Raw genomic sequence first — 14,634 nt, 5'->3', positions numbered from 1 at the left:
GGGCGACGTACGCTTGAGAGCGCTCGTCGCCCGCGTGCAGGCCAGATATAACAATAACAAGGCTGCCATGCCCCAGTTGACTGCTTCGCAGCGGACCGGTGGCGTGCCTTGATGGAGAACAAGCACGTGAGTTCCGAATTCAGATCGCAACCCCAGGCCGACGCCAGTGCGCCACGCTATCGCCAGGTATCCATCGGCTGTCCTGCGGTCGAGGTCAGCGAAGAGCAGGGCATATTGCATATGCGCTCCCTGGAACCCTTGGCCGAGTTGCCCGTACGCTTGCTCGATCGCCTGGTGCATTGGGCCCGGGTGCGCCCGCAACAGACCTTTGTCGCCGCTCGCCAGGAGGGCGGCGACTGGCGCCGGGTGAGTTACGCCGAGATGCTGACCAGCGTCCGCGCCATTGCCCAGAGCCTGCTGACTTATGGCCTGTCGGCCGAGCGACCGCTGGCGATCCTCTCGGGTAATGACATCGAGCATCTGCAGATTGCCCTGGGCGCAATGTATGCCGGCATTCCCTATAGCCCGATTTCCCCGGCCTATTCGTTGTTGTCCCAGGATTTCGCCAAGCTGCGGCATGTCTGCGATCTGCTGCAACCGGGCCTCGTGTTCGTCAGCGACGCCGCGACCTATCAGCGGGCGATCGACGCGGTGCTGCCGGCCGAAACGCCGCTGATTACCGTGCATGGTCAAGTACCGGGCCGCCGTCAGGCGAGTTTTGCCAGCCTGCTGGAACAACCCGGCGGTGCCGAGGCCGATTGCGCCTTCACGGCTACCGGGCCAGACAGCATCGCCAAATTCCTGTTTACCTCAGGCTCCACCAAACTGCCCAAGGCGGTGGTCACCACCCAGCGCATGCTCTGCGCCAACCAGCAGATGCTGTTGCAAACCTTCCCGGTGTTCGGCGAAGAACCTCCGGTGCTGGTGGACTGGCTGCCGTGGAATCACACCTTCGGTGGCAGCCACAACGTCGGCATCGTGCTGTACAACGGCGGCACTTTTTACCTGGACGACGGCAAGCCGACCGTTCAGGGTTTTGCTGAAACACTGCGCAACCTCAAGGAAATATCGCCCACCGCCTACCTGACCGTGCCCAAGGGCTGGGAAGAGCTGGTCAACGCTCTGGAGCAGGATGGCGAGTTGCGCGAGCGTTTCTTCTCGCGCATGAAGCTGTTCTTTTTCGCTGCCGCCGGTTTGTCGCAACGGGTTTGGGATCGCTTGGACCGGGTCGCTGAACAGCATTGTGGCGAACGCATTCGCATGATGGCCGGGCTTGGCATGACCGAGGCGTCGCCGTCCTGCACGTTCACCACCGGGCCATTGTCCATGGCCGGCTACATCGGCCTGCCGGCACCCGGTTGCGAAGTGCGGTTGGTGCCGGTGGACGGCAAGCTGGAAGGGCGTTTTCGCGGGCCGCACATCATGCCCGGTTACTGGCGCGCGCCGCAGCAGACCGCCGAGGTGTTCGACGAACAAGGTTTCTATTGTTCCGGCGATGCGCTGAAACTGGCTGACCCCCGTGATCCGCAACTGGGACTGATGTTCGACGGGCGCATTGCCGAGGACTTCAAGCTCAGCTCCGGCGTGTTTGTCAGCGTCGGTCCGCTGCGCAATCGCGCGGTGCTCGAAGGTTATCCTTATGTTCAGGACCTGGTGGTGGCCGCACCGGACCGCGAGTGCCTGGGGGCGCTGGTCTTTCCCCGGTTGTATGAATGCCGACGTCTGGCGGGTTTGAATGCCCGCGCCAGTGACGCCGAGGTTCTGGCCAGCGCGCCGGTGCGTCAGTGGTTCGGCGATTGGCTGCAGCGGCTCAACCGCGACGCCACCGGTAATGCCAGCCGCCTGGAATGGATCGCGCTGCTCGACGAACCTGCTTCCATCGACCGTGGTGAAATCACCGACAAGGGCTCGATCAATCAGCGTGCGGTGTTGCAGTGGCGTGCCGACAAGGTCGAGGCGCTGTATCGCGGTGAAGATCCTTCCATCCTGCGTGCCGGACCTCTGCCGTGAACGGTGCGGGGCAGTATTCGAGCTTTAGCGATGTGGCGATTTTCGAAGCCCTGCGCACGCCTTGGGTCGACCTTGGCGGGGACTTGGCTCAGGTCTCGCCGATCGATCTGGGGATCAAGGTCGGGCGCGAGGTATTGGCCCGCGCCGCTCTCGATCCGTCCTCGGTGGACAGTGTGCTCGCTGGCTCCGTGGCTCAGGCCAGTTTCGATGCTTACCTGCTGCCTCGGCATATCGGCCTCTACAGTGGCGTGCCGCAAGAGACTCCGGCGCTGGGGGTGCAGCGTATCTGCGCCACCGGTTTCGAACTCTTGCGGCAGGCCGCCGGGCAGCTGGATGACGGCGTGCAGCTGGCCCTGTGTGTGGCAGCCGAATCGATGTCACGCAACCCGATTGCCGCTTACACCCACCGCAGCGGTTTCCGGCTCGGCGCCGAGGTGGCGTTCAAGGACTTTCTCTGGGAAGCCCTCTACGACCCGGCCCCGGGCGTAGACATGATCACCACCGCCGACAACCTGGCCCGGCGGCATGGCCTGAGCCGCGACGAAGTGGATCGCTACGCTCTGTGCAGTCATCAACTGGCATTGCAGGCGCAAGCCGACGGCTGGTTCGAGCCGGAACTGGTAGCGATTGGTAATGAGCGTTTTGAGTTGGCCGGCTATCAGCCACGCAATATTCAGTTGCCACGGGGCGTGGACCGCGTAACGCACGATAGCCACCCGCGACCTACCGACCTGAGCGCTTTGGGCCGGTTGCAGTCGGTGCATGCCGGCGGTGTGCAAACGGCCGGCAACAGTTGCGCGGTGGTCGATGGTGCGGCGGCCGCGCTGGTGGGGCGAGCCTCTGCGGCTCGGCGTCCGGTGTTGGCCCATTTGCTGGCCAGTGCCGTGGTGGGGGTGGCACCGGAGTTCATGGGCATCGGCCCGGCACCGGCGATCCAGTTGCTGCTGCAACGCAGCGGCCTGGCCATTGACGACATCGGCTTGTTGGAAATCAACGAAGCCCAGGCGGCACAAGTGCTGGCCGTGGCGCAGGTGCTTGAACTGGACGGCGACCGCCTCAACCGGCGGGGCGGCTCCATCGCCCTGGGGCATCCCTTGGCCGCCAGCGGATTGCGTCTGGTGCTGACCCTGGCCAGGCAACTGCGCGAGGGCAATCTGCGTTATGGCATTGCCGCCGCGTGTGTTGGCGGAGGGCAGGGTATGGCGCTGCTGATCGAGAATCCTGCCTATCAAGGCTGAACACCGCGACCTCTGCCCAAACCTGGCGTCTCTCTCTTGCGTTACTATGCAGGCCCACCTTTCTGGAAGTTGCCTGGATGAGTAAGCCCGGTCAAACGGTGTTGGTCGCATTGCGCAAGATGATCGCCTCGGGCGAACTGGCGGCGGGCGAGCGGTTGATGGAAATCCCCACGGCGCAGCTGTTCGGTGTTTCGCGGATGCCGGTGCGCATGGCGTTCCGCACGCTGGAGCAGGAAGGCTTGCTGGTGCGTTTTGGCGGGCGCGGGTTTCAGGTGCGTTCGGTCAGCCCCGATGACATTGCCGGTGCGGTCGAAGTACGGGGCGTACTCGAAGGCCTGGCGGCGCGTCAGACCGCTGAGCGCGGGCTCTCGGACGAAGCCCGGGCGACCCTCGAACAGTGCCTGATGCAGGGTGATCAGCTGTTCGATAAAGGGTACGTGACCATAGAAGACCTGGAGGTCTATCACGACCTCAACATGCGTTTTCACCAGGTGATCGTCGAAGGCAGTCACAACCCGGCGATCGCCGATGCCCTGGCGCGCAACGATCATTTGCCCTTCGCTTCGGTGACTGCCCTGGCCGTGGACCGCAACGACATGGTCCGGGAATACCGACGCTTCAACTATGCCCACATGCAACACCATTCGGTGTTCGATGCCTTGGTCAACCGCCAGGGCGCGCGTGCCGAAGCGATCATGCGCGAACACGCCAACGCCACGTTGCGCTACGCCGAGGTCTTCGGCTCAGCGACGGCCGAGGAGCGGATGAAGGTCATTCTCCGCTCGGAATAAGCGCGGTTTATCAGATATCCAGCACCAGCAGCGGCGTTTTCGAGCGCGAGCAGCAAGGGGTGAACTGGTCGTTGCAGGCCTGTTCATCTTCGGTGAGGAACAGGTCGCGATGCTCCGGCACCCCCTCCAGAACCCGAGTCAGGCAAGTACCACAAATGCCTTGTTCACAGGAAATGGCGATTTCGATGCCGTGGTCTTGCAGTACTTGCACCACACTCTTGTCGGCCGGCACCTCAAAGACCTGACCGCTGCTGGCGAGCTTGATCGAGAAACTGCCATCGGCGCCAGTGTCGACGGGCGCGGCGGCGAAGTACTCGCGGTGCAGGCATTGCTCCTGCCAGCCCTGCTTCCTGGCCGTGTCCAACACGTGCTGCATGAAGCCACCGGGGCCACACACATATAAATGAACGTCGCTCTGCGGCGTGGCCAGAACCTTGGCCGCGTCCAGCACGGTGTCGGGTTCCTGATCGAAATGCAGGAACACCCGGTCGGCAAAAGGCGAGCGTTGCAGGCGTTCGACAAAGGCTGCACGGTCCCGTGATCGGGCACAGTAATGCAGCTCGAAATCCGCGCCACTGTGTGCCAGGCGTTCGGCCATGCACAGGATCGGCGTGATCCCGATACCACCAGCGAACAGCAGGCTGCGCCTGGCCTCATGGACCAACGGGAACAGGTTGCGCGGTTCACTGATCGGCAGGCGGGTGCCGGGGTGGATCTGCTCGTGCATGGCCAGTGAACCACCGCGGGAGGTCGGGTCCTTGAGAACGCCGATCAGGTAGCGATGGCGTTCTTCGGGGTGGTTGCACAGGGAGTATTGCCGGATCAAGCCGCCGGGCAGGTGCACATCGATATGCGCACCGGCGCTGAAGGCCGGCAGCGGTCGGTCATCGACACTGGCCAGCTCATAGCTGCAGATGTCGTGGGCTTCGTTGTTGCGCGATACCACCAGCACTTCGATCATGCCATTGACTCCTGCGGGGCTTGCTCCTTGGCGATCAATCGCTCCAGAACGCGACGTGACTGCACGCCGCCAGCGTCGATATTGAGCTTGAGCAAGCTGCGCGCGGGATGGCTGAGCAGGTTCTGTTGCTGGCGTTCGAGCATCTGCAGGTCCTCGCTGAAAATCTTGCCCTGTCCCTCGCGAATGCTCGCGGTCAAGGCTTCATCCTGCGGATTGAAGTTGCGCGCCATGCCCCAGAAGTACCAGATCGAGGTCTCGGTTTCCGGCGTGATGAAGTCGACGACGATGCTCGACGCCTTGAACTGCTGGGGAGCCTGATAACCGCCATGGCCGGCATGGGCCACGCCGACTTCGATCAGCACATGGCTGGGCGGGGTGAAGCGGCAGATCTGCCAGCGGTCCACCGGCACATCGTCGGCCAGGTTGTTGCCGCGCAGGGCCATGCGCCAGAAGGGCGGGGCCATGATGTTGTCCATGTGGCGGGCGGTGACCACCTCATCGCCTTCGACCGTTGTGACCGGCGGCGCTTCGTCGATTTCCTTTTGGCCGATGCTGGACGCATGAACGTAGGTTTCATGAGTCAGGTCCATCAGGTTGTCGATCATCAGGCGGTAGTCGCACTGGATGTGGAACAGGCCGCCGCCATAGGCCCACTCGTCACTGACGGCCCATTCCAGGTGATGGATCAGCGCCGGGTCGGCCAACGCCTGATCGCCGGGCCAGACCCAAATAAAGCCGTAGCGCTCGACCACGGCAAAGGTCTTGTTGCACGGGAAGCCGCGAACCCGCTGCCCGGGCATTTCCACAGTCTTGCCGTCGCACCCCATCACCAGCCCGTGATAGCCGCACACCAGATTGCCGTTTTCCACATAACCCAAGGACAGCGGCGCGCCGCGATGAGGGCAGAAGTCCTCGACAGCCGCCACCTTACCCTCGTGGCCGCGGTAAAAAACCATCTTTTCACCGCAGATCTGACGGCCCAATGGCTTGCCAGCGATTTCATCGGGCGTGCAGGCGACGTACCAGGTGTTCTTGGGGTACATGGAGATTCTCCAAGGTTGTTTGTTGTTATTTAGTGGATCCATTAATGGTGATTTATTGAGGTTTTGTCAAACTTATTCTATTTATTAACGATTTAGTGGATCCATTGGTGACTTTGGAATCCTCCGAATCAATAGCGGATCATCACGGATTTCAGCTCCGTGTAGTCGTCGATAAACGCGCCGCCGAATTCACGGCCGATGCCTGAAGACTTGATGCCGCCGAACGGTACTGCCGGGTCGAGGAGGGTGTGCATGTTCACCCAGACGGTGCCGGCTTCGATGCTCGGGATCATGCGCATGGCTTTGGACAAATCGTTGGTCCACAGGCTCGCGCTCAGGCCGTATGGTGTGTTGTTCATCAGTTCGAGCAGCTCGTCTTCGGTGTCGTAGGGGTAGAAGGTGGCGACCGGGCCGAAGGTTTCTTCGTTGAGCAGGGAGTCGTTGACGGTGTTGGCGAGGATCACCGTCGGTTCGACATAACAGCCGGGGCGGTCGATCAGGTTGCCACCGCAGATGATGGTGTTGTTTTCAGCACGAGCCTTGTCGAAAAACGCGCCGAGCTTGAGTTGATGCTGGCGGTTGGTCACCGGGCCGAATTCGGTGCGCTCGTCCAGGGGCGAGCCGATGTTCAGCGTGCTCAAACGTTGGGCCAGTTTGTCCATGATTGGCTCGATCTGTGAGCGATGGGCGAAGAACCGTTCGGCAGCGGCGCAGATTTGCCCGGAATGCAGGAAGCCGGCTTCGATGATGCCGTTGACCGCTTTATCCAGATCGACGTCGCGCAGGAACCCCGCCGAGTTTTTACCGCCCAGTTCCAGGGTGGCGCGGGTCAGGCCGGCACCCATGGCGCTCTGACCGACGGCAATGCCGGTCGGCACCGAGCCGGTGAACGACACCTTGTCGGTGCCCGGGTGTTCGATCAGCCCTTTGCCAACCAGCCCGCCCCCTGTCAGTACGTTCAGTGCGCCGGCCGGGAGACCGGCTTCAATGGCCAGTTCGGCGATCCGCAGGATGGTCAGCGGGGTGAACTCACTGGGTTTGATGATGATGCTGCAACCGGTCACCAGCGCCGAGGCGAGTTTCCAGATAGCGATCATGGTGGAGAAGTTCCACGGCACGATGCCGACCACCACCCCGACGGGTTGGCGCAAGGTGTAGGCGGTATAGCGTTCGCCGGCGAAGGAGGGCAATGACGGGGTGATGGTCTGGCCGCTGATCTTGGTCGCCCAGCCAGCGTAGTAACGCAGAAAGTGAGCGGCCTGATCGACTTCGAAAGCCCTGGAAATCTGGATGATCTTGCCCGATTGGCAGGTTTCGATCTGTGCCAGTTCTTCGCGGTTGCGCTCCAGCAAGTCCGCCAGTTTCAGCAGCACATTGCCCCGCGTCGCCGGTGTGGCCTGGGACCATTGTTTGAAGCCACGTTTGGCCGATTCCACCGCCGCGTCGATATCGGCTGGATCGGCATTGGCGACCTGGGCAATGACTTTGCCAGTGGCAGGGTTGATCACTTCCAGTGTCTGGCTGGAACGGCTCTGGACGTAGCCGCCGTCGATAAACAATGCATGGCTTCGACGGAGGAAGGCTTCAACTTGAGGCAGCAGCGCAATATCGCTCATGGGGGTTTTCCTGATCGCGAACAAGAGAAAAACCCGAGGTTAATCCGTGGGGGCATGCGTGGCTTGACTGTGCCTGCCGTGCTACATGCCCGTGGGTGCCAGAACGGCTTCAAGTGTGGGCGGAATGATTGGGCCATTGCCTTTGAAAAGTACAATCTTGGCTCTGGAAGGTGCATTTTCTATCGCGATGGCGGGTTTCATACTGGCCCTGTATCCGGCGCCGTGCCTCGATTCGGGGCACCGGGCGGACATCCAATAATAAGCAGGGCCGTCCATGAAAAAGCCAAACCCGCTCCTCGAAGACCTCAAGTCCATTCTGCCAACCATCGCTGCCAATGCCTTTGAGGCCGAGCGGAACCGCAAGGTCCCCGACGAGAACATTGCGCTGCTCAAAAGCATCGGCATGCACCGTGCCTTTCAGCCGAAGCAGTTCGGCGGGATGGAAATATCGCTGCCGCAATTTGCCGACTGCATTGCCTTGCTTGCAGGCTCTTGTGCCAGCACGGCTTGGGCCATGAGTCTGCTGTGTACTCACAGTCATCAACTGGCCATGTTCCCGGCCAAATTGCAGCAGGAAGTCTGGGGCACTGACCCGGATGCCACCGCCAGCAGCAGCATCGCGCCTTTCGGCCGTACCGAAGAGACCGAAGGCGGTGTGCTGTTCAGCGGTGAAATGGGCTGGAGCAGCGGCTGCGACCATGCCGAGTGGGCGATTGTCGGTTTCCGTCGCAAGAATGCCGAGGGTACCCAGGACTACTGCTTCGCGGTGCTGCCGCGCAGCGACTACCAGATCCGTGACGACTGGTTCGCCGCTGGCATGAAAGGCAGTGGCACCAAGACTTTGATCATCGACAATGTGCTGGTACCGGAACATCGCATCCAGAAAGCCAAAGACATGATGGAAGGCAAGTCCGCGGGTTTCGGTCTGTACCCGGACAGCAAGATCTTCTACTCGCCATACCGTCCTTACTTTGCCAGCGGTTTCTCCACGGTGAGCCTGGGTGTCGCCGAGCGCATGCTGGAGGTGTTCCGTGAAAAAACCAAAACCCGCGTGCGTGCCTACACCGGTGCGGCGGTCGGTGCCGCGACCCCGGCGTTGATGCGCCTGGCCGAGTCGACCCATCAGGTAGCAGCGGCCCGGGCCTTTCTCGAAAAGACCTGGCAGGAGCATGCCGAGCACAGCGAACGACATGAATACCCAAGCCGCGAAACCCTGGCGTTCTGGCGCACCAACCAGGCCTACGCCACCAAGATGTGCATTCAGGCAGTGGACCGGTTGTTCGAGGCCGCCGGCGGCAATGCCTGGTTCGAGCATAACGAGATGCAACGCCTGTTCCGCGACTCGCACATGACCGGGGCCCATGCCTACACCGACTACGACGTCTGCGCGCAGATCCTCGGCCGCGAGCTGATGGGTCTGGAGCCCGACCCGAGCATGATCTGAGCCAGATCGTCACCGCGTCCCCATAACAACAATCAGGACTGCTCCTGAAAGCAGTCCGGGAGTCTTGCATGTCTGATAACAGCGTTTGTGCAGCTACTGAAACGACCTTCGACCCACGGGCCTTTCGCCGGGCGCTGGGCAATTTCGCCACCGGGGTGACGGTGGTGACTGCCGCCAGCGCATCCGGGCGCAAAGTCGGGGTGACCGCCAACAGCTTCAACTCGGTATCCCTCGATCCGCCGCTGGTGCTGTGGAGCATCGACAAGCGTTCCAACAGCCACGAGGTGTTCGAGCAGGCCAGCCATTTCGCGGTCAACGTGTTGGCGGCGGACCAGATTGACCTTTCCAATAATTTCGCCCGGCCCAAGGAAGATCGCTTCGCCGAGATCGAGTTCGAACCGGGCGAGGGTGGGGCACCGGTGTTCGCCGATTGCTCGGCGCGTTTTCACTGCGAGAAGTACCAGCAGGTGGATGGCGGCGATCACTGGATCATGATCGGCAAGGTGGTGGCGTTCGATGATTTCGGTCGCTCGCCCTTGCTCTATCACCAGGGCGCCTATTCCATGGTCTTGCCCCATACCCGCATGACTAAACGCGATGAAAGCCAGCCACCGAGCAGCCATTTTCAGGGGCGCCTCAGCCACAATCTGTATTACCTGATGACCCAGGCGGTGCGGGCCTACCAGTCCAGCTACCAGCCACGGCAACTGTCCACCGGCCTGCGCACCAGCGAGGCGCGCATGCTGATGGTGCTGGAAAGTGACGCAAGGCTGAACCCCAACGATCTGTTGCGTGAGGTGGCGATGCCTGTTCGGGAAATCGATGAGGCCGTCGCCAACCTCAAACGCAAGGGGTTGGTGAACGACGATGACAACGGTGTACGTCTGACGGCTGCCGGTATCGAGCAGACCGAAGACCTTTGGGCGATCGCTCAGGCGCAACAAGAGAAAGTCTTTGCCGAATTCAGCGAGACGCAGATAGAAACGTTCAAAACCGTGTTGAAACGACTGATCAGCAACTGCTGACCGTTTGATCTTGGGGTAGAAAAATCCGATGCCGGTAATGGCATCGGATTTTTTTTTGCGTCACGCTCGGGCCGTTGAACTGCGCTGCAACATTGTCAGCGCCAAGGCTCAGCGTGCTACGGCCAACTCATCGATCAAGTGCCGTTGAAATGCCGCAAACGCTTCCTTCGGTTGCTGCAGCTGCACAAACTCCAACATGGGGTCGGTGACTTCAGTCCTGATGCCAGCCAATTCCTCAATGGTCGCTAACCCGCAAAACGGCACATACGCTTCGGAGTACCCGCCTTCATGCACCAGAACGAGACGGCCTTGACACAACCGTTCGGCGGCTTCGCGCACGCAGCGAGTCATCTGCCGGTACGAGTCGCTGTGTAACAGCATCCGGGCGAGGGGATCGACGGCGTTGGCGTCGTAACCGCAGGCAACGATGATCAACTCGGGCTCGAAGCGCTCCAGCGCCGGAATCACGATACGCTCCATCGCATAGAGATAAGCCTCATGACCGCAGCCTGGGGGCAACGGAATATTGATATTCGCTCCCAATCCCGCGCCGCGGCCGCGATCGGCTTCACCGCTGTAACCGGCGGGGAAACAGCTGTCTTGATGCAGCGAAATGGTCAGCACATCACCGCGTTCCTCAAAGATTGATTGAGTACCGTTGCCGTGGTGCACATCCCAGTCGATCACCGCGACTTTGCCCAGGCCACGGTGTGCTTTTGCGGCTTCAATGGCGATGGCGATATTGGCCAGGAAGCAGAAACCCATGGCGCTGTCGGCCAGGCAGTGGTGACCCGGTGGGCGTGACAGAGAGTAGGCATTGTCGACCTCGCCGGACAGTACGGCATCGACCGCTGCCATGGCCAGTCCGGCGGACAGCCTGGCTATTTCATAACTGCCGGGCCCAATGGGAGCGTTCGGCCCCAATTCGCCGCCGCCGGCATCACTCATGGCCTTGAAGCGTTGCAGGTAGTCAGGCGTATGAACCCGTAGCAGATCCTCATCCGCTGCCGCATTGGCGCTTCGTACCTGTAAGTGTCGGGTCAGGCCGGAAACGTCCAGCAGGCTCTTCAGACGGCGCTTGGTTTCCGGCGATTCGGCGTGGCCGGCAGCGGCAGGCGGTTGCACCCAACCTCCCACCGGCAAGGTCAAGGCGTGCAGTCCGGCGCTGTGCCAGAGGCTGAGTTCGTCGAAGAAAAACGCACTTTTTCGGCTCATCGTTCTTTCCATTTTCTTTAGGGTAAAAGGACCACTCACGCGCTAGGGCGGCAGCTCAGAATCAACACCAGGGACAGCAAAGTGATGCAGGCCCCTCCGATAAGCAGCGATTGGAAACCGCCGCTGGCTTCGATCAGCCGGCCAGCCACTGTCGGGCCGATGGCGAGGCCACCACCGATCACAAGGTTGGAGGCATTCATCAGTTTTCCGGAACGGTCGAGGTCGGCCAGGCAGGCCAGAATCAACGGCAGAATGAAGGTCCAGGTGAACTTGAAAAGCAGCGCAGCCAAAGCAAAGCGCAGCATTTCAGGTTGGCCCAGCAACAGCAGCACCGAGCCTGCCATCAGCCCGTAACCCAGCAGCAACAACAGCAGGCGTGGCAGACGATTGCCGATCAGCGAGGCACAACCCGCACCGACAATGCCTGTCACCGTAGCAACGGCAAGAATCTCGCCGCTGGACTCGGCAGAGAGGCCGGCGTGGGTGCTGATGGAACCGATAAAGGTCCAGACGCCGCTCAGGCTGATGTAAAAACTCAGGATGGCAAGAATGCCCAGTGCCGCCTTCCACTTCGAGGCGAGGGCTACTCGCTCGGCGGTTTTCTCAGTCGGCGGGCTGCCTTGGGGAAAGTAACGGGCCATTGGCAAAAAGACCGTCATCAGCCCTGCAAGGATCAAGTAGCAGGCTGACAGCCCGTAGTGTTCGAACAGGCGTGGCAGGATGCTCAAGCCAATCGCCCCGACCACCAGTTGCCCCATCACCCATAAGCCATAGACGCGATCGGGGTTGGACGTCGAGGCGGCGCTGGACAGACAGATGATCATCAGTGAACCGCCGGCCAGGGCGCTGCAAAAGCGCAATGCCAGGAGTAGCGAATAATTGTGGGCAAGCATCGAGAGCAGGTTGGCTGCAATGAACAGTATCCCGGCCAGCAATGCGGCGCGGCGCCAGTCGATACGTTTGAGCCACCAGAGAGCGGGCAGGGTGGCCAGGCTCATGGCACCGAGTTCGGTGGAGAACAGATTGCCTATCTGTGACGGGCTCAGCTGCCATTGAGTTGCCAGTTGCGCCGCCACAGCCGGTGCGGTCATAAGGATGGTCGGGGTGATGGCGGCGAACAACACAATGGCTGCCAGCAATGCCAGTTGGGATGATGCGAGCGAGCGGTGATTGGTCAGCGGTTTGGTCTGGGTGTTCATGTTCAAGCTCCGATGAATGAATTCAGAACACATGGACCAGACGCAGCAATGCGTCGGTACCGTGATAGCCGTTGTCGGTGGCGACGTTCTGCGAGAGGCTGAACATCAACTGATTCTGTTTATCGAGCCAGTGACCGACTTCGAAACCCACCTGGGTGTAGCGCTTGTGGGTGTCATCGATGCGTTGTTCATTGATCCGCAACTCGCCGCCATCGGCGTGGATCAGTCGCAACGCGCCATAGGTGCTCGACGTGAAGTCATAAGAGGCAAAAGCTTGCAAGCGATACAGAGGGTCCTGTTTGAGGTCATTGCTGAAGTAGTCGTCGTTCTTGCCATAGAGCTGGGCTTCGAGGTTGGCTTCCAGCACCCATTTTTCACCGATGCCCTGGGTGTAGTTGTAAACGAAGGTTGCCCCCCAGCGATTGGCACCGGGTGACACATCGGGATTTGTGCTGTGGTACTCGCCCACCGGCAGGGTAATCAGGGTCAGCAACCCGCTGTAGGTGCGCGAGGTGGGGTCGTTGATGAAGAACAGGGTGCCGCCGACCTGAGGGTCACCGAAACCGCTTTCTCCGGTGTGCTGACTGGCACCTGGCAGGTGGGCGCTGATGTCGGCGAAGGGCACGATGAATTGTGGGGTGCAGAGGGTGCCGCAGATGTCGGTGAAAAAGACCTGGCGATAAGCCACGGCGTTGACCTTAAGGTCGGCCTTGCCCGTGCTGTCGGCGGGGCCGTGGAAATCATTGGCGCGGCTTGCCGGCAAATACAGCACGCCCAGGGTGGTGCCCGAAGGGGCGCCGAAAAAATCCCGGGCGTTGAGGTCGGCGGCGCCAGCATGCAGGCTCGACAGACCACTGATAAGAGCCAGTGCAGTGTTGCGGGTGAAGGTACTGGTCATGGGCATTGCGTCTCTTCTTTGAGTTGTTGTGCGGCGAACGGATCGCCCCTACGTGGCATAGGGAAAAAAGGGCAAAAGTGTCCCGTGGCTGTCAAAAAGGCAGCTAAAAAGTCAGCGCGAGTCAGCGGGGTAGATCAGTCAGGCGGGGCGTGCAGCAGATGGGCAATTCGGGCTTTGTCCTTGACCCCGAGTTTGCTGTAGATGGCGCGGATGTGGTGGCGCACGGTATTGGGTGACATGCCCAGATCGCGGGCGACTTCCTTGTAGGTCTTGCCTTCGCCGAAGCCTTGAGCCACATCGTTTTCTCGTGGACTCAATTGCATCAGCACAGTGCGGCTGCGGGCTGCCAGCAAGAACAGATCACCGACCGTCGAGGCCTCGATCTGCAGATACTTGCCTTCATACCCATTAGCGTCCATTGCCACCGGCAGGCAAGGGCCGGTCCAGTCCGTCCACTCGGTCAGCAGCAAGTCGACGAAACCACGTTCCGCGCAGTGCAGTGTGCCGCGCTGGTCGCATACGGCGAGCGCCAGATTGCGCGGGCGGGTGAGGGTTTCGCGCATGGCCACAAGGGTGCGGATCTGGTTGGCCGATACCGCAGCAACCAGATGAAGCATGAGGTTGTTCAGCAACCGACAATCCTGATCGGAAAAGCGCGGTGCTTCGGGAGCGCGATACACCGTGAGGTGATCGCTGAGGTGGGTTTGTGGGTCGACGTACACAATGCACAGCAATTCGCCAATACCATAGGATTCGCCGAGCCAGTTGAGTCCGGAACCGTTGGAAGGGTCGCGCATGTCGACGATGACCGCTTGCCCGGGGATGTCGTGGACCCTGCCGACGGTCACGTCGATGTGGCGAATCGATTGCCAGTCCGACAGGTAGCTGCGGGGCAATTTGTAGAGATAGGAGTTGTGTTCTTCAGGCAACCCTTCAATCAGCGCCGCACGCCCCCACCAGGCACTGTCGAAGGGTAACAACTGGTTGATGCAGCCCAGCGCGGCGTGGTGGAAATGCTCGATGTCTTTGTCCTGTGCCAGGCGCTGAAGCTCCAGTGTCATTGCACTGAACGCCTCCAGGAGGCTGGCGTGACCATGATCATGACGGCTCATTCGTATGTACCTCTGTGCGACATTTTTATTGTTTTCGTCACGAAGTCATTAAGGACCGAAACGTCGTTTGGACGTGGGCAGG

Annotated in this window: 12 protein-coding genes; 5 read left to right on the top strand and 7 right to left on the bottom strand. The window is 60.8% G+C overall.

Annotated elements, in window-relative coordinates; translation table 11 throughout:
* The first annotated feature begins 126 nt into the window (after positions 1-126).
* The 3 genes from ACEN8R_RS11735 to ACEN8R_RS11725 all read left to right on the top strand — a co-directional run bounded on the left by ACEN8R_RS11735 (position 127) and on the right by ACEN8R_RS11725 (position 4,039).
* Positions 127-2,010: a feruloyl-CoA synthase gene (locus tag ACEN8R_RS11735; RefSeq protein ID WP_026286555.1), complete on the top strand. Its 1,884-nt coding sequence runs from the start codon at positions 127-129 to the stop codon at positions 2,008-2,010.
* Positions 2,007-3,248 carry a thiolase family protein gene (locus tag ACEN8R_RS11730; RefSeq protein ID WP_018927893.1) on the top strand — a complete coding sequence of 414 codons (1,242 nt, stop codon included), beginning with the start codon at positions 2,007-2,009 and terminating at the stop codon, positions 3,246-3,248. Before ACEN8R_RS11735 ends, ACEN8R_RS11730 begins: the two co-directional genes overlap by 4 nt.
* Positions 3,249-3,325: 77 nt before the next feature.
* Complete coding sequence (locus tag ACEN8R_RS11725; protein ID WP_018927894.1) at positions 3,326-4,039, top strand: GntR family transcriptional regulator; 714 nt, start codon at positions 3,326-3,328, stop codon at positions 4,037-4,039.
* A gap of 10 nt (positions 4,040-4,049) precedes the next feature.
* On the opposite strand, the gene ACEN8R_RS11720 is transcribed toward ACEN8R_RS11725, so the two are convergent.
* The 3 genes from ACEN8R_RS11720 to ACEN8R_RS11710 form a co-directional block, all read right to left on the bottom strand.
* On the bottom strand, positions 4,050-5,000 hold the full coding sequence (locus ACEN8R_RS11720; RefSeq protein ID WP_018927895.1) for a PDR/VanB family oxidoreductase: 951 nt from the start codon (positions 4,998-5,000) through the stop codon (positions 4,050-4,052).
* The gene (locus ACEN8R_RS11715; RefSeq protein WP_018927896.1) at positions 4,997-6,043 is read right to left on the bottom strand and encodes a Rieske 2Fe-2S domain-containing protein; all 1,047 of its coding nucleotides are present in this window, start codon (positions 6,041-6,043) and stop codon (positions 4,997-4,999) included. Before ACEN8R_RS11715 ends, ACEN8R_RS11720 begins: the two co-directional genes overlap by 4 nt.
* A 128-nt stretch (positions 6,044-6,171) precedes the next feature.
* Complete coding sequence (locus ACEN8R_RS11710) at positions 6,172-7,659, bottom strand: aldehyde dehydrogenase family protein (protein ID WP_018927897.1); 1,488 nt, start codon at positions 7,657-7,659, stop codon at positions 6,172-6,174.
* A gap of 274 nt (positions 7,660-7,933) precedes the next feature.
* On the opposite strand from ACEN8R_RS11710, the gene ACEN8R_RS11705 reads away from it, so the two are divergent.
* Together ACEN8R_RS11705 and ACEN8R_RS11700 are read left to right on the top strand one after the other, a co-directional pair.
* Positions 7,934-9,103, top strand: coding sequence for a p-hydroxyphenylacetate 3-hydroxylase oxygenase component (locus ACEN8R_RS11705; RefSeq protein WP_018927898.1), 1,170 nt, complete (start codon positions 7,934-7,936; stop codon positions 9,101-9,103).
* Between the two features lie 68 nt (positions 9,104-9,171).
* Positions 9,172-10,128, top strand: coding sequence for a p-hydroxyphenylacetate 3-hydroxylase reductase component (locus tag ACEN8R_RS11700; protein WP_018927899.1), 957 nt, complete (start codon positions 9,172-9,174; stop codon positions 10,126-10,128).
* A 108-nt stretch (positions 10,129-10,236) separates the two neighbouring features.
* Here ACEN8R_RS11700 and ACEN8R_RS11695 read toward each other — a convergent pair whose 3' ends face one another.
* From ACEN8R_RS11695 to ACEN8R_RS11680, 4 genes are all read right to left on the bottom strand, one after another.
* A complete protein-coding gene (locus ACEN8R_RS11695; protein ID WP_018927900.1) occupies positions 10,237-11,343 on the bottom strand; it encodes a class II histone deacetylase in 1,107 nt (368 codons plus the stop codon).
* 35 nt (positions 11,344-11,378) lie between these two features.
* The gene (locus ACEN8R_RS11690) at positions 11,379-12,542 is read right to left on the bottom strand and encodes an MFS transporter (RefSeq protein ID WP_018927901.1); all 1,164 of its coding nucleotides are present in this window, start codon (positions 12,540-12,542) and stop codon (positions 11,379-11,381) included.
* Positions 12,543-12,564: 22 nt separating this feature from the next.
* Positions 12,565-13,446, bottom strand: a complete 882-nt coding sequence (locus tag ACEN8R_RS11685) for a transporter (protein ID WP_018927902.1) — start codon at positions 13,444-13,446, stop codon at positions 12,565-12,567.
* Positions 13,447-13,574: 128 nt separating this feature from the next.
* A complete protein-coding gene (locus ACEN8R_RS11680) occupies positions 13,575-14,552 on the bottom strand; it encodes a helix-turn-helix transcriptional regulator (protein WP_018927903.1) in 978 nt (325 codons plus the stop codon).
* Positions 14,553-14,634 lie beyond the last annotated feature (82 nt).

The organism is Pseudomonas sp. Pseusp15 (assembly GCF_059492165.1).
Note: the sequence above shows the minus strand (reverse complement) of the source record. Positions and strands in the feature narration are given on the sequence as shown.

Coding starts and splice junctions, on each gene's coding strand:
- ACEN8R_RS11725 (WP_018927894.1), top strand. CDS start 3,326: ATGAGTAAGCCCGGTCAAACGGTGTTGGTCGCATTGCGCAAGATGATC.
- ACEN8R_RS11720 (WP_018927895.1), bottom strand. CDS start 5,000: ATGATCGAAGTGCTGGTGGTATCGCGCAACAACGAAGCCCACGACATC.
- ACEN8R_RS11715 (WP_018927896.1), bottom strand. CDS start 6,043: ATGTACCCCAAGAACACCTGGTACGTCGCCTGCACGCCCGATGAAATC.
- ACEN8R_RS11710 (WP_018927897.1), bottom strand. CDS start 7,659: ATGAGCGATATTGCGCTGCTGCCTCAAGTTGAAGCCTTCCTCCGTCGA.
- ACEN8R_RS11705 (WP_018927898.1), top strand. CDS start 7,934: ATGAAAAAGCCAAACCCGCTCCTCGAAGACCTCAAGTCCATTCTGCCA.
- ACEN8R_RS11700 (WP_018927899.1), top strand. CDS start 9,172: ATGTCTGATAACAGCGTTTGTGCAGCTACTGAAACGACCTTCGACCCA.
- ACEN8R_RS11695 (WP_018927900.1), bottom strand. CDS start 11,343: ATGAGCCGAAAAAGTGCGTTTTTCTTCGACGAACTCAGCCTCTGGCAC.
- ACEN8R_RS11690 (WP_018927901.1), bottom strand. CDS start 12,542: ATGAACACCCAGACCAAACCGCTGACCAATCACCGCTCGCTCGCATCA.
- ACEN8R_RS11685 (WP_018927902.1), bottom strand. CDS start 13,446: ATGCCCATGACCAGTACCTTCACCCGCAACACTGCACTGGCTCTTATC.
- ACEN8R_RS11680 (WP_018927903.1), bottom strand. CDS start 14,552: ATGAGCCGTCATGATCATGGTCACGCCAGCCTCCTGGAGGCGTTCAGT.